Annotated in this window: 10 protein-coding genes and 2 pseudogenes; 11 read left to right on the top strand and 1 reads right to left on the bottom strand. The window is 67.9% G+C overall.

All coding sequences use genetic code 11. The features are described 5' to 3' along the window. Positions 1-3 precede the first annotated feature (3 nt). The 4 genes and pseudogenes from carB to ACPWT1_RS17930 all read left to right on the top strand — a co-directional run. Positions 4-3,261, top strand: coding sequence for a carbamoyl-phosphate synthase large subunit (gene carB / locus ACPWT1_RS17945; protein ID WP_427912499.1), 3,258 nt, complete (start codon positions 4-6; stop codon positions 3,259-3,261). Positions 3,262-3,272: 11 nt separating this feature from the next. Further along, the gene (locus tag ACPWT1_RS17940; protein WP_427912498.1) at positions 3,273-4,169 is read left to right on the top strand and encodes a Kdo hydroxylase family protein; all 897 of its coding nucleotides are present in this window, start codon (positions 3,273-3,275) and stop codon (positions 4,167-4,169) included. A gap of 88 nt (positions 4,170-4,257) precedes the next feature. Then, positions 4,258-4,737, top strand: coding sequence for a transcription elongation factor GreA (gene greA, locus ACPWT1_RS17935; RefSeq protein ID WP_427912497.1), 480 nt, complete (start codon positions 4,258-4,260; stop codon positions 4,735-4,737). 2 nt (positions 4,738-4,739) lie between these two features. Then, positions 4,740-5,132, top strand: a pseudogene (locus tag ACPWT1_RS17930) (DUF4149 domain-containing protein); the annotation flags it as partial. A gap of 88 nt (positions 5,133-5,220) precedes the next feature. On the opposite strand, the gene ACPWT1_RS17925 reads toward ACPWT1_RS17930, so the two are convergent. Continuing rightward, positions 5,221-5,694, bottom strand: a complete 474-nt coding sequence (locus ACPWT1_RS17925) for a YhbY family RNA-binding protein (protein WP_427912496.1) — start codon at positions 5,692-5,694, stop codon at positions 5,221-5,223. Between the two features lie 36 nt (positions 5,695-5,730). Between ACPWT1_RS17925 and ACPWT1_RS17920 the strand changes: the two genes are divergently transcribed. The 7 genes and pseudogenes from ACPWT1_RS17920 to ACPWT1_RS17890 all read left to right on the top strand — a co-directional run bounded on the left by ACPWT1_RS17920 (position 5,731) and on the right by ACPWT1_RS17890 (position 13,896). After that, positions 5,731-6,390: an RlmE family RNA methyltransferase gene (locus tag ACPWT1_RS17920; RefSeq protein ID WP_427912495.1), complete on the top strand. Its 660-nt coding sequence runs from the start codon at positions 5,731-5,733 to the stop codon at positions 6,388-6,390. A 129-nt stretch (positions 6,391-6,519) separates the two neighbouring features. Continuing rightward, positions 6,520-8,430: an ATP-dependent zinc metalloprotease FtsH gene (gene ftsH, locus ACPWT1_RS17915; RefSeq protein WP_427912494.1), complete on the top strand. Its 1,911-nt coding sequence runs from the start codon at positions 6,520-6,522 to the stop codon at positions 8,428-8,430. A gap of 77 nt (positions 8,431-8,507) precedes the next feature. Further along, on the top strand, positions 8,508-9,365 hold the full coding sequence (gene folP / locus ACPWT1_RS17910) for a dihydropteroate synthase (protein WP_427912493.1): 858 nt from the start codon (positions 8,508-8,510) through the stop codon (positions 9,363-9,365). Further along, entirely contained in the window at positions 9,362-10,696 is a 1,335-nt protein-coding gene (gene glmM / locus ACPWT1_RS17905; RefSeq protein WP_427912492.1) for a phosphoglucosamine mutase, read from the top strand. Before folP ends, glmM begins: the two co-directional genes overlap by 4 nt. Continuing rightward, complete coding sequence (locus ACPWT1_RS17900; RefSeq protein WP_427912491.1) at positions 10,696-11,238, top strand: MOSC domain-containing protein; 543 nt, start codon at positions 10,696-10,698, stop codon at positions 11,236-11,238. The genes glmM and ACPWT1_RS17900 overlap by 1 nt, the downstream gene beginning before the upstream one ends. Before the next feature lie 92 nt (positions 11,239-11,330). Further along, positions 11,331-13,444: pseudogene (gene ppk1, locus ACPWT1_RS17895) on the top strand (polyphosphate kinase 1). Then, positions 13,435-13,896 (top strand): SixA phosphatase family protein, encoded by a 462-nt coding sequence (locus ACPWT1_RS17890; protein WP_427912490.1) that lies wholly within the window; start codon positions 13,435-13,437, stop codon positions 13,894-13,896. Before ppk1 ends, ACPWT1_RS17890 begins: the two are co-directional and overlap by 10 nt. The last annotated feature ends 3 nt before the right edge of the window (positions 13,897-13,899 follow it).

The following is a 13,899-nucleotide window of genomic DNA, read 5'->3' as shown; positions in this document are numbered from 1 at the left end:
GCCATGGCCAAGCGCACAGACATCAAGAGCATCCTCATCATCGGCGCGGGCCCGATCATCATCGGCCAGGCCTGCGAGTTCGACTACTCCGGCGTGCAGGCCTGCAAGGCGCTGCGCGAGGAGGGCTACAAGGTCATCCTGATCAACAGCAATCCCGCGACGATCATGACCGACCCGGCCACGGCCGACGTCACCTACATCGAGCCCATCACCTGGCAGACGGTCGAGAAGATCATCGCCAAGGAAAAGCCCGATGCGATCCTGCCCACCATGGGGGGCCAGACCGCGCTGAACTGCGCGCTCGATCTGTGGCGCCATGGCGTGCTCGAGAAGCACGGCGTGGAGCTGATCGGCGCCACGCCCGAGGCCATCGACAAGGCCGAGGACCGGCAGAAGTTCAAGGAGGCGATGACCAAGATCGGCCTGGGCTCCGCTCGCTCCGGCATTGCCCATTCGATGGACGAGGCGTGGGCGGTGCAGAAGACCGTGGGCTTCCCCACCGTCATCCGCCCCAGCTTCACGTTGGGCGGCACAGGTGGTGGCATCGCCTACAACGCCGAGGAATTCGAGGTCATCTGCAAGCGCGGCCTCGAAGCCTCGCCGACCAACGAGCTGCTGATCGAGGAATCGCTGCTCGGCTGGAAGGAGTTCGAGATGGAAGTGGTCCGCGACAAGGCGGACAACTGCATCATCGTGTGCTCGATCGAGAACCTCGACCCGATGGGCGTGCACACCGGCGACTCCATCACGGTCGCGCCGGCGCAGACGCTGACGGACAAGGAATACCAGATCATGCGCAACGCCTCGCTGGCGGTGCTGCGCGAGATCGGCGTCGACACGGGTGGGTCGAACGTGCAGTTCTCGATCAACCCGAAGGACGGTCGCATGATCGTCATCGAGATGAATCCGCGCGTGTCGCGGTCCTCGGCGCTGGCCTCCAAGGCCACGGGCTTCCCGATCGCCAAGGTCGCGGCCAAGCTGGCCGTCGGCTACACGCTCGACGAGCTGCGCAACGACATCACGGGCGGTGCCACGCCGGCGAGCTTCGAGCCCTCGATCGATTACGTCGTCACCAAGATCCCGCGCTTCGCGTTCGAGAAGTTCCCGGCCGCGGACTCGCGCCTCACCACCCAGATGAAGTCGGTGGGCGAGGTGATGGCCATGGGCCGCACCTTCCAGGAATCGTTCCAGAAGGCGCTGCGCGGCCTCGAGGTCGGCGTTGACGGCCTGAACGAGAAGACGCAGGACCGTGAGGTGCTGGAGAAGGAACTGGGCGAACCCGGCCCCGAGCGCATCTGGTACGTGGGCGATGCCTTCGGCCAGGGGATGACCGTCGACGAGGTGCACGACCTCACGAAGATCGACAAGTGGTTCCTGGTGCAGATCGAGGAGATCGTCAAGATCGAGCTGGCGCTGGACAAGCTGGCGGCCGAGAAGGGTGACGGCGCACTGAAGTCGATCGATGCGCGCACGCTGCGCACGCTGAAGCGCAAGGGCTTCTCCGACCGCCGCCTGGCCAAGTTGCTGAAGACAACCGACAAGGCCGTGCGCGAGCTGCGCAAGACGCTGGGCGTGCGCCCGGTCTACAAGCGCGTGGACACCTGCGCGGCCGAGTTCGCCACCAACACCGCCTACATGTACTCGACCTACGAGGACGAGTGCGAGGCCGAGCCGACCAACAGGAAGAAGATCATGGTGCTGGGCGGCGGTCCCAACCGCATCGGCCAGGGCATCGAGTTCGACTACTGCTGCGTGCACGCCGCGCTCGCCCTGCGCGAGGACGGCTACGAGACCATCATGGTCAACTGCAACCCCGAGACGGTGTCCACCGACTACGACACGTCGGACCGGCTGTACTTCGAGCCGCTGACGCTGGAAGACGTGCTGGAGATCGTCGACAAGGAAAAGCCTGCCGGCGTGATCGTGCAGTACGGCGGCCAGACCCCGCTGAAACTGGCGCTGGGCCTGGAGGCCGAGGGCGTGCCCATCGTGGGCACCAGCCCCGACATGATCGACGCCGCCGAGGACCGCGAGCGGTTCCAGAAGCTGCTGACCGAGCTCAAGCTGCGCCAGCCGCCCAATGCGACGGCGCGCACCGAGCCCGAGGCGCTGGAGAAGGCGCAGGCGCTGGGCTACCCGCTGGTGGTGCGTCCCTCGTACGTGCTGGGCGGCCGCGCGATGGAGATCGTGCACGAGCAGCGTGACCTGGAGCGCTACATGCGCGAGGCGGTGAAGGTCTCCAACGACTCGCCCGTGCTGCTGGACCGCTTCCTCAACGACGCCATCGAGTGCGATGTCGACTGCCTGTCGGACGGCAAGCGCACGTTCATCGGCGGCGTGATGGAGCACATCGAGCAGGCCGGCGTGCATTCGGGCGACTCGGCCTGTTCGCTGCCGCCGTACTCGCTGTCGCAGGTCACCGTCGACGAGCTGAAGCGCCAGACGTCCGCGATGGCCAAGGCGCTGAACGTGGTCGGCCTGATGAACGTGCAGTTCGCCATCCAGCAGATCGACGGGCAGGACGTGATCTACGTGCTGGAAGTGAACCCGCGCGCTTCGCGCACCGTGCCCTACGTGAGCAAGGCCACCGGCATCCAGCTGGCCAAGGTCGCGGCCCGCTGCATGGTGGGCAAGACGCTCGACGAGCAGGGCATCCGCGACGAGGTGACCCCGCCGTACTTCAGCGTCAAGGAAGCGGTGTTCCCGTTCGTGAAGTTCCCGGGCGTGGACACCATCCTCGGCCCCGAGATGAAGTCCACGGGCGAGGTGATGGGCGTGGGCCGCACCTTCGGCGAGGCCTTCGTCAAGAGCCAGCTCGGCGCCGGCACCAAGCTGCCGCGTCCGACCGACGCGGTGAAGAAGGTGTTCCTCACCGTGAAGAACAGCGACAAGCCGCGCGCGGTGGACGTTGCTCGCCAGCTCGCGGCCCAGGGCTTCGAGCTGGTCGCCACCAAGGGCACCGCGGCTGCGATCAACGCCGCGGGCATTGACTGCCAGTCGGTGAACAAGGTCGCCGAAGGCCGTCCGCACGTGGTCGACATGATCAAGAACAACGAGATCTGCATGGTGATCAACACGGTCGAGGAGCGCCGCAACGCGATCTCCGATTCGCGCGCCATCCGAACCTCGTCGCTGCTGGCTCGCGTCACCACGTTCACCACCATCGCCGGCGCCGAAGCGGCCGTCGAAGGCATGAAGTACATGGACGACCTGGACGTCTACTCGGTGCAGGAACTGCACGCGCAGCTCGCCGCTGCCTGAGCCTGCCGGCCATGCGCGATCCGATCGTCGTGCTCCCGCTGGCCGACTGGTTCGGGGCGACCGCGGACGCCGCTTCGGTGGCGGCCGTCGAGGCCGGGCAGGTGCTGTACTTCCCGCGCCTCGCGTTCGCGCTCGAAGCGCCCGAGGCTGCGCTGCTTCGCCCGCAACTGCTGGCCGAAGGCTCGCGCAACATCAGCCTCGACGTGAAGGGACAGCTCAAGGGCGCTTCGGGCGACCAAGCCGTGCAGGCGACGGTGGCCGGCCTGGTCGGCCGGTTCGCCACCCAGGCCCGCGCGCTGGTGCGCGGCCTTTTCCCGGCCTACGACGCAAACCTCCGCCCGGCACCGACGAGCCTGCGGCCGACCGACGTCTCCACCCGCAAGCAGTCGGTGCGTGCCGATGACCGCCGCCTGCATGTCGACGCGTTCCCCACGCGGCCCAACTACGGTGAGCGCATCCTGCGCGTGTTCACCAACATCAACCCCGAGGGGCAGCCGCGCGTGTGGCGCGTCGGGGAGCCGTTCGAGGACTTGGCGGGGCGCTACCTGCCGCGCATCAAGCCTTACTCGCCGTGGCAGGCGAAGGCGCTCAACGCGCTCGGCGTCACCAAGTCGCTGCGCAGCGAGTACGACCATCTCATGCTGCAGCTGCACGACACGATGAAGATGGACGACGGCTACCAGGCCGAAGCTCCACAACAGCGGGTCGAGTTCGCCGCCGGCTCCACCTGGGTCTGCTTCTCCGACCACACGCTGCATGCCGCGATGGGCGGCCAGTACATGATGGAGCAGACGTTCCACCTGCCCGTGTCGGCCCAGTACGACCCCGCGGCCAGTCCCCTGGGCATCCTCACCCGCCTCGTGGGGCGTCCGCTGCAAGGTGCACCCCTGCCGGCCGCGAGAGGCTGAGCCTGCGCCCGCGGGCATAATCGGAGCCCTTGAACACCGCCGGTCGGCAACGGTCGGCGGTTTTCCTTTGGACCCACGAAATACGCATATGGCAACCACCATCCCCATCACCAAGCGCGGCGCCGAGAAGCTCAAGTCCGAGCTCCATGCGCTGAAGACCGTGCAACGGCCCGCCGTGATCAGCGCGATCGCGGAGGCGCGTGCGCAGGGCGACCTGTCCGAGAACGCCGAGTACGACGCCGCCAAGGACCGCCAGGGCTTCATCGAGGGCCGCATCCGCGAGCTGGAAGGCAAGCTCGCGGCGGCGCAGATCATCGACCCGTCCGGCCTGGATGCCGGCGGCAAGGTGGTGTTCGGAGCCACGGTGGAACTCGAGGAAGAAGACACGGGCGAGAGGGTCCGCTACCAGATCGTGGGCGAGGACGAGGCCGACCTGAAGGAAGGGCTGATCAACATCTCCAGCCCGATCGCGCGAGCCCTCATCGGCAAGGAAGAGGGCGACACGGCCGAAGTGCAGGCCCCTGGCGGCATCAAGCACTACGAGATCGTGGCGGTGAACTACCGTTGACCATGTCCTGGCGGCAGCGTGTCCCGGTGCTCGCGGCGGCCCTCTGGTGGGGCAGCCTGACGGCCCTCGGGTTCGTGGTGGTGCCGCTGCTGTTCGTTCACCTGCCCACGCCGGCGCTGGCGGGCCAGACGGCGGCACGCCTCTTCACGGCGCAGACGTGGATCAGCCTGGCTTGCGGCCTGCTGGCGCTGCTGGCGTCGCGTTCGCCCGGCGAAGCACCGACCATGGACTGGGGTCGCGGCGCCGTGGCCTTCGTGCTCGCGGGCCTGCTGTTCGCGCTGCTGTCCGAATTCGCGGTCGCTCCGCGCATCGTCGCGCGCGAGAACCTGCGCCTGTGGCACTCGCTGGGCAGCGGCTTGTACGCGTTGCAGTGGGTGTGCGCGCTGGTCGTCCTGGTGAAAATGACCGGCGAGCAGGGCAAGGCTCGTCATCCCCGCGGAGGCGGGGACGGTCATCCCGGCGAAGGCCGGGATCCAGCCCCTGTCAACCGAGGCGACCCTTCTTGACCGACTTCTGCTTGGGCTTGGCCCGCTTCACCTGGCCGCCCGCGGACAGCCGCTGGTTGCCCAGCACGCGCAAGGTCTTCACCTCCGGGCGCTGGCCGCCGCGCTTGCTGTACTTGAGCACCTTCACGTCCTTCGGGCCGCGCATGCGGTCCTCGTCGACCGGACGTTCCTTGGCCGGTTTTGGCCGCCACAGCACCAGCAGCTTGCCGATGTGCTGGATGGGCGCGGCGCCGAGCTGGTCGGCCAACTGCTGGTACATGGCCTCGCGCTGTTCGCGATCGTCGCCGAGCACGCGCACCTTGATCAGGCCGTGGGCGTTGAGGGCCGCGTCAGTTTCCTTGACCACTGCCGGCGTCAGGCCGTCGTTGCCGATCATCACCACCGGATCGAGATGGTGGGCTTCGGCGCGGTGCGCCTTGCGTTCGGCGATGGTGAGCTGGATGGCGGGCATGGGCCCGATTATCCCGCGCCATTCGGGAGCTTCGCGATGAAGGTCAAGACCAAGAGCAAGAAGGTCAACAAGGCCTGGCTGAACGACCACGTCAACGATCCCTACGTGAAGCTCGCGCAGAAGGAAGGCTTCCGGGCCCGCGCTGCGTACAAGCTCAAGGAGATCGACGAAAGCCTGGGCCTGATCCGGCCGGGCAACCTCGTGGTCGACCTGGGCTCCGCGCCCGGTGCCTGGAGCCAGTACGTGCGGCGCAAGCTGTCGCCGCAGGGCGCGGCCGTCGGGGCGCTGGATGGCACGATCATCGCGCTGGACATCCTGCCGATGGAACCCGTCGAAGGCGTCGTGTTCCTCCAGGGCGATTTCCGCGAGCCCGAAGTGCTGGCACGGCTCGAAGCGGCGGTGCAGGGGCGCAAGGCCGATGCCGTCGTGTCGGACATGGCGCCCAACCTGTCCGGGGTGGAGTCGGCCGACTCCGCCCGCATCCAGCACCTGGTGGAACTGGCCGTCGACTTCTCTCGGGCGCACCTCAAGCCCGACGGCGCCCTGGTGGCAAAGGTGTTCCACGGCAGCGGCTACAGCCAGCTCGTCAAGTTGTTCAAGGAAACTTTCCGCGTGGTCAAGCCTCTGAAACCGAAGGCCTCGCGCGACAAGTCGTCCGAGACCTTCCTCGTGGGCATCGGCCTGAAGCAGCAGTGACTGGGTTGACCCGGTGACGCCCTGTCACCCTTGGGCTATGCCGGAGTAGCCACTCCGCCGCATTCCACGACTTGAAACCCCTAGAATGGGCCGTACCTAGGCGGAGTCCCCGCCCTCCCGGAGTCTGAGTTGAACAATCAGTGGTTCTCCAAAATCGCCGTCTGGCTCGTCATCGCGCTCGTTCTCTTCACGGTTTTCAAGCAGTTCGACACTCGTGGTGCCGCCGGCGCCAGCGTGATGGGCTATTCGGATTTCCTGGAGGAAGTGCGCAACCATCGCGTCAAGAACGCAGTGATCCAGGAGGGCCAGGGCGGCACGGAGATCGTGGCGATGACCACCGACGACCGGAAGATCCGCACCACGGCCACCTATCTCGACCGGGGCCTCGTGGGCGACCTGATCAACAACGGCGTCAAGTTCGACGTCAAGCCGCGCGAGGAGGGCTCCCTCCTCATGACGCTGCTCGTCAGCTGGGGACCCATGCTGCTGCTGATCGGCGTGTGGATCTATTTCATGCGGCAGATGCAGGGCGGCGGCAAGGGCGGTGCGTTCTCGTTCGGCAAGAGCAAGGCGCGCATGCTCGACGAGAACAACAACCAGATCACCTTCGCCGACGTTGCCGGCTGTGACGAAGCGAAAGAGGAAGTGAAGGAAGTTGTCGACTTCCTGAAGGACCCGCAGAAGTTCCAGAAGCTCGGTGGCCGCATCCCGCGCGGCCTGCTGCTGGTCGGCCCTCCGGGCACCGGCAAGACGCTGCTCGCCAAGGGCATCGCCGGCGAGGCCAAGGTGCCGTTCTTCTCGATCTCGGGTTCCGATTTCGTCGAGATGTTCGTTGGCGTGGGCGCGGCCCGCGTGCGCGACATGTTCGAGAACGCCAAGAAGAACGCGCCCTGCATCATCTTCATCGATGAAATCGACGCGGTGGGCCGCCAGCGTGGCGCGGGCCTCGGCGGCGGCAACGACGAGCGCGAGCAGACCCTCAACCAGATGCTGGTCGAGATGGACGGCTTCGAGACCAACCTGGGCGTGATCGTGGTGGCCGCCACCAACCGCCCGGACATCCTGGATGCCGCGCTGCTGCGTCCCGGCCGCTTCGACCGCCAGGTCTACGTGACGCTGCCCGACATCCGCGGCCGCGAGCAGATCCTCAACGTGCACATGCGCAAGGTGCCGATCGGCCAGGACGTCAACGCCAGCATCATCGCCCGCGGCACGCCGGGCATGTCGGGCGCCGACCTGGCCAACCTGTGCAACGAGGCTGCGCTGATGGCCGCCCGCCGCAATGCGCGCGTGGTCGAGATGCAGGACTTCGAGAAGGCCAAGGACAAGATCCTGATGGGCCCCGAGCGCAAGAGCATGGTCATGCCCGAGGAAGAGCGCCGCAACACGGCCTACCACGAGGCTGGGCACGCCCTCATCGGCAAGATGCTCCCGAAGTGCGACCCGGTCCACAAGGTCACCATCATCCCGCGCGGCCGCGCGCTGGGCGTGACGATGAGCCTGCCGGCGCAGGACCGCTACAGCTACGACCGCGAGTACATGCTGAACCAGATCTCCATGCTGTTCGGCGGCCGCATCGCGGAAGAGGTGTTCATGAACCAGATGACCACCGGCGCCAGCAACGACTTCGAGCGCGCCACCCACCTGGCCCGCGACATGGTCATGCGCTACGGCATGACCGACGCCTTGGGCCCGATGGTCTATGCCGAGAACGAGGGTGAGGTGTTCCTGGGCCGCTCGGTCACCAAGACCACCAACATCAGCGAGCAAACCATGCAGACGGTCGACCGCGAGGTTCGCCGCATCATCGACGACCAGTACAACCTGGCCCGCAAGCTGATCGAGGACAACAAGGACAAGATGCACGCCATGGCCAAGGCCCTCCTCGAGTGGGAGACCATCGACATGGAGCAGATCGACGACATCATGGCCGGCAAGGATCCGCGTCCGCCCAAGGACTTCACGCCGCGTTCGCCGTCATCGGGAGGCGGTTCGGGCGGCAGCCCGGTGGTGACGGACCCGTCGCCGTCGGCAGCCTGAAAGAGCCAGTCGGCACAGCACGAAAGGGCCCGGTCGGGCCCTTTCTGCTTTGTGGAGCTGACGCACAATCCAAGCCCATGCACTGGCAGACGGCCCGATTCCGCATCGATCTCGCGCAGCCGCGCGTGATGGGCATCGTCAACGTCACGCCCAATTCGTTCTCGGACGGCGGCCGCTTCCACAGCAGCGGTGCGGCCTTGGCGCAGTGCGAGCGGCTGGTGGCCGAAGGTGCCGACATCCTGGACCTCGGCGCCGAATCCACGCGTCCCGGCTCGCCGCCGGTTCACCTCGACGAGGAGTTGGCGCGGTTGCTGCCGGTCGTGCGCGGTGCGGTGACGCTTGGCGTGCCGATCTCCATCGACACGTCCAAGCCCGACGTGATGCGTGCCTGCCTGGATCTCGGCGCCGACATCGTCAATGACATCTGGGCGCTGCGCCAACCCGACGCGCGCGACGTGGTCGCTGCGCACGCCAGCTGCGGCGCGTGCCTCATGCACATGCACGGGGAGCCCCGCACCATGCAGCTCGCGCCCATGCAGGGCGATGCGGTGCCGCAGGTCCGCGCGTTCCTGCGCGAGCAGGCGCAGGCACTCCAGGACCACGGCGTGGCGGCCGATCGAATCGTGCTGGATCCTGGCGTGGGCTTCGGCAAGAGCGTGGCCCAGAACTTCGCGCTGCTGGCGCGCCAGGACGAACTCCTCGACCTCGGCCTGCCGCTGCTGGTGGGCTGGTCGCGCAAGTCGTCGCTCGGGCAGGTCACCGGGCTCGACGTGCAGGACCGCCTGCTGCCCAGCGTGGCGGCGGCGCTGCTGGCCGTTGAACGCGGCGCTCGCATCGTGCGCGTGCACGACGTGCGCGACACCGTTGCCGCCCTGAAGGTCTGGTCGGCGGCACGCCCGGAACTCCGGGACAAGACAAGGGAAACAACACCATGAGCAGAAGCTATTTCGGCACCGACGGCATCCGTGGCACGGTCGGCGAAGCCCCGATCACGCCCGACTTCGTGCTGCGCCTCGCGCATGCCGTGGGCCACGTGCTCAAGCGCACCGAGGAGCGCCCCACGGTCCTGATCGGCAAGGACACGCGCATCTCCGGCTACATGCTGGAGAGCGCGCTCGAATCGGGCTTCAATTCGGCCGGCGTCGATGTCGTTCTCCTCGGGCCGCTGCCGACGCCCGGTGTCGCGTACCTCACGCGCGCGCAACGTGCCAGCCTCGGCGTGGTGATCAGCGCCAGCCACAACCCGTATGCCGACAACGGCATCAAGTTCTTCAGCGCCCAGGGCACCAAGCTGCCCGATTCGTGGGAACAGGCCGTCGAGGCCGCGCTCGATGCGCCGCCGGCATGGGCCGATTCCGCCAACCTGGGCAAGGCCAAGCGCCTGGACGATGCATCGGGCCGCTACATCGAGTTCTGCAAGAGCACGTTCTCCAACGACCTCACGCTCAGGGGCCTGTCGATCGTGGTCGACGCCGCCAATGGCGCCGCGTACCAGATCGCGCCCAAGGTGTTCCACGAACTGGGCGCCGAGGTGCACTGCATCGGCTGCTCGCCCGACGGCCTGAACATCAACCGCGGCTGCGGCGCCACCCATCCCGAGACGCTGGTGAAGGCGGTGCGCGAGCACGGCGCCGACTTCGGCATCGCGCTGGATGGCGACGCCGACCGGCTGCAGGTCGTGGACGACACCGGCCGGCTGTACAACGGCGACGAGCTGCTGTACCTGATGGTGGCCGACCGGCAGTTCAACGGCGAACGCGTGCCCGGCGCGGTGGGCACGCTGATGACCAACATGGCCGTCGAACTGGCGCTGCGCGCCCGCGATGTCGAATTCGTGCGGGCCAAGGTCGGTGACCGCTACGTGCTGGAAGAACTGGAACGCCGCGGCTGGCTGCTGGGCGGCGAGGGCTCGGGCCACCTGCTCGCGCTGGATCGCCACACCACGGGCGACGGCCTGATCAGCGCGCTGCAGGTGCTCAAGGCCAGCGTGCGCAGCGGCCGAAGCCTCGCGCAGCTGCTCGAGGGCGTGACGCTCTACCCGCAGACGCTGGTCAACGTGCGGCTGCAGCCCGGCCAGGACTGGAAGCAGAGCCGAGGCCTGGCGCAGGCGCAGATGGAACTGGAGCAGCAGCTGGGCGGCCTCGGCCGCATCCTGATCCGTCCGAGCGGCACTGAGCCAGTGGTGCGTGTGATGGTCGAGGCGCAGGACGCCAAGCTCGCCAAGAGCGGCGCGCAGTCCTTGGCCGACGCGATCCGGGCGGGCTGATGGCGGCGCAAGTCGTCGCCGTCCACCGCAGCAGCAGCCACAGCTTCAGCAAAATCGCCGAAGACGCAATCACACTGGTGGCCGGCCTTGGCGTCGAAGGCGATGCGCATGCCGGCCCCACCGTGAAGCATCGCTCGCGGGTGAAGCGCGATCCGTCGCAACCGAACCTGCGCCAGGTGCACCTGCTGCAGGCCGAACTGTTCGACGAGCTGATGGAGCGCGGGCACGCGGTCTGGCCCGGCGACATGGGCGAGAACGTCACGACCCGCGGCGTCGATTTGCTGCAGCTGCCGACGGGCACGCGCCTGCGACTCGGGGCCGAGGCTGTCGTCGAACTCACCGGGCTGCGCAATCCGTGTTCGCAGATCGACAAGTTCCAACAGGGATTGATGGCTGCCGTCCTGGATCGCGATGCACATGGCGCCCTCGTGCGCAAGGCCGGCGTGATGGCGGTGGTGGTCCATGGCGGTGAGGTGCGGACCGGCGACGGTGTCGCGCTGGAGCTGCCCGCCGGCGCGCCGCACCCGCTGGAACCCGTCTGAACGGGGCAGGGCGCGCGCCCCATGGCGTCGCGGCCCGGTGTTAGTGTCGAGATGCACGCGGCCATCGTCCGGCCCGTGACACTGCCGTGTTGCTGCCGTCGTCCTCGATCACCCTGCCCATCCCCGAAGCGCCCGGCGAGGCCGTCCCCTTCCTCGACCGCGACCACAGCATCCTCGCCTTCAACGAGCGCGTGCTCGACTGGGCGCGGCGCGACGACGTGCCGCTGCTGGAGCGCCTGCGCTACCTGTGCATCGTCTCGTCCAATCTCGACGAGTTCTTCGAGGTGCGCGGCGCACCGCACCTCACGGCCGTGCAGAACGGCGAGCGCAAGGGCACCTACACGGTCCAGACGTTCGAGGCGCTTGCGGCGGCCGCGCACCGGCTGGTGGAGCAGCAGTACGCGCTGTTCAACGACGCGTTGACGCCCGCCTTCGCCAAGCACGGCATCGAGATCGTGTCGCACGGCGATCGCAACCCGGCGCAGCGGCGCTGGGTCGACGACTACTTCATGCGTGAAGTGCGGCCGCTGCTGGTGCCGGTGGGGCTGGATCCCGCGCATCCGTTCCCCCAGGTGGCCAACAAGTCGCTCAATTTCATCGTGCGGCTGGGCGGCAAGGACGCGTTCGGGCGCGTCAACGAGATCGCCATCGTCAAGGTGCCGCGCGTGCTGCCGCGCCTGATCCGCATGCCGGACCGCGTGGCCGGCGGCAAGACGCTGTTCGTGTCGCTGTCCAGCGTGATCCGCGCGCACCTGGAGGACCTGTTCCCCGGACGCGAGGTGAGCCAGTTCTCGCAATTCCGGGTCACGCGCCATTCGGACCTGGCCGTGGACGACGACGACGTGCGCAACCTGCGAACGGCCCTGCGGCTGGGACTGCAGCAGCGCCACTTCGGCCAGGCCGTGCGGCTGGAAGTGTCGGCCGGCTGCTCGGACTTCCTCGCCAACTTCCTCCTGCTGCAGTTCAACCTGCCGGCCGCTTCGCTGTACCGCGTGCAAGGTCCGGTGAATCTCGTGCGGCTGCAGCAGCTGATCGACCTGGTCGACGCGCCGCACCTGCTGTTCCCCCATTCCTTCCTTCCGCGCCGGCGGGCCTGCGGCCGGGCCAGTCGGCGTTCGAGCAATTGCGGCGGGGCGACGTGCTGGTGCATCAGCCGTTCGAGCGCTTCGATGCGGTGATCGCGTTCCTGCGCGAGGCCGTCCACGATCCCGCAGTGCTGGCGATCCGGCAGACCATCTACCGCACGGGCAGCGACTCGGACCTGATGGAGCTGCTGCGCGAAGCGGTGCGCCGCGGCAAGGAAGTGATGGCGGTGGTGGAGCTGAAGGCGCGCTTCGATGAGGAGGCCAACATCAACTGGGCCGAGCAGCTGGAGTCCATCGGCGCGCAAGTGGTGTACGGCGTGGTGGGCCTGAAGACGCACGCCAAGATGCTGCTGGTGACGCGCCGCGAGGGCAGGGCGCTGGTGCGGTATGCGCACCTTTCGACGGGCAACTACAACTCGCGCACCGCGCGGCTGTACACCGACATCAGCTATCTCACGGCGGACCCGCGCCTCACCGCCGACGTCGAGGCGGTGTTCGTGCACCTGGCGAGCCAGACGCGGCTGCCCAAGCTCGAGAAGATCCTGATGGCGCCGTTCCAGCTCCACCGCAAGCTGATCGAGAAGATCGGGCTGGTGGCCCAGGCCGCGGCGCGCGGATTGCCGGCACGGATCGTGGTGAAGATGAACGCCCTGACCGACGAGCAGCTGATGCTGGCCCTGGTGCGCGCCGGCCAGCAGGGCGTGCGCATCGACCTGATCGTGCGCGGCGCGTGCATGCTGCCGGCGCAGAAGCCCGGACTGACCGACAACATCCGGGTGCGCTCCGTCGTCGGCCGCTTTCTCGAGCATTCCCGGGTGTTCTACTTCCGCGCTGCCGAGGCCGAGGAGCTGTACCTCTCCAGCGCGGACTGGATGAACCGCAACATGCTGCGCCGGATCGAGATCGCCTGGCCGGTCACCGATCCGGTGCTGCGGCAGCGGCTCATCGACGAGTGCCTGGTGGCCTACCTGCACGACGATGCCGACGCCTGGGAGCTGCGGCCCGATGGCCACTACGCCTCGCTGCGCCTCGATTCCGCGTCGAAGGGGCTCAGCGCACAGCAGGCCCTGATGGGGCGCTATGCCGCCAGCGAACCGGCCGAGGAGGTGGCATGGACCTGATCCTGTGGCGACACGCCGAGGCCGAAGACCCGCGCGAGGGCATGAGCGACCTGCAGCGCGTGCTGACCGCCAAGGGCGAGAAGCAGGCCGCGCGCGTGGGTGCCTGGCTCGATCGCGTGCTGCCCCAAGGCACGCGCATCCTCTGCAGTCCGGCCCGTCGCTGCGAGCAGACCGCGCAGGCGCTGGGGCGCAGGTTCAGCCTGCGCGACGTGCTGGCCCCAGGCGCGACCGCCGCCGACGTGCTGGCGGCAGCGCAGTGGCCCGAGGCGCGCCATCCGGTGATGGTGGTCGGGCACCAGCCCACCCTGGGGCAGGTGGTGGCGCACCTGATGGCGATCACGGGCGGCGAGTGCGCCGTGCGCAAGGGATCGGCGTGGTGGCTGCGGGCGCGCGTGCGCGAGGCCGGCCTGGAATGCGTCGTGGTCGCCGTGCTGGCCCCCGACGCGCTCTGAGCG

Source organism: Ramlibacter sp. MMS24-I3-19 (assembly GCF_050320135.1).
GTDB lineage: Bacteria > Pseudomonadota > Gammaproteobacteria > Burkholderiales > Burkholderiaceae_C > Ramlibacter.
The sequence above is the reverse complement of the archived record's forward strand: the minus strand, read 5'-3'. Positions and strand labels throughout refer to the sequence as shown.

What these genes read in the sequence shown, in the direction of transcription:
- ACPWT1_RS17900 (WP_427912491.1), top strand. Translation starts at nt 10,696, where the DNA reads ATGGCGGCGCAAGTCGTCGCCGTCCACCGCAGCAGCAGCCACAGCTTC.
- glmM (WP_427912492.1), top strand. Translation starts at nt 9,362, where the DNA reads ATGAGCAGAAGCTATTTCGGCACCGACGGCATCCGTGGCACGGTCGGC.
- carB (WP_427912499.1), top strand. Translation starts at nt 4, where the DNA reads ATGGCCAAGCGCACAGACATCAAGAGCATCCTCATCATCGGCGCGGGC.
- ACPWT1_RS17890 (WP_427912490.1), top strand. Translation starts at nt 13,435, where the DNA reads ATGGACCTGATCCTGTGGCGACACGCCGAGGCCGAAGACCCGCGCGAG.
- folP (WP_427912493.1), top strand. Translation starts at nt 8,508, where the DNA reads ATGCACTGGCAGACGGCCCGATTCCGCATCGATCTCGCGCAGCCGCGC.
- ACPWT1_RS17925 (WP_427912496.1), bottom strand. Translation starts at nt 5,694, where the DNA reads ATGCCCGCCATCCAGCTCACCATCGCCGAACGCAAGGCGCACCGCGCC.
- ACPWT1_RS17940 (WP_427912498.1), top strand. Translation starts at nt 3,273, where the DNA reads ATGCGCGATCCGATCGTCGTGCTCCCGCTGGCCGACTGGTTCGGGGCG.
- greA (WP_427912497.1), top strand. Translation starts at nt 4,258, where the DNA reads ATGGCAACCACCATCCCCATCACCAAGCGCGGCGCCGAGAAGCTCAAG.
- ACPWT1_RS17920 (WP_427912495.1), top strand. Translation starts at nt 5,731, where the DNA reads ATGAAGGTCAAGACCAAGAGCAAGAAGGTCAACAAGGCCTGGCTGAAC.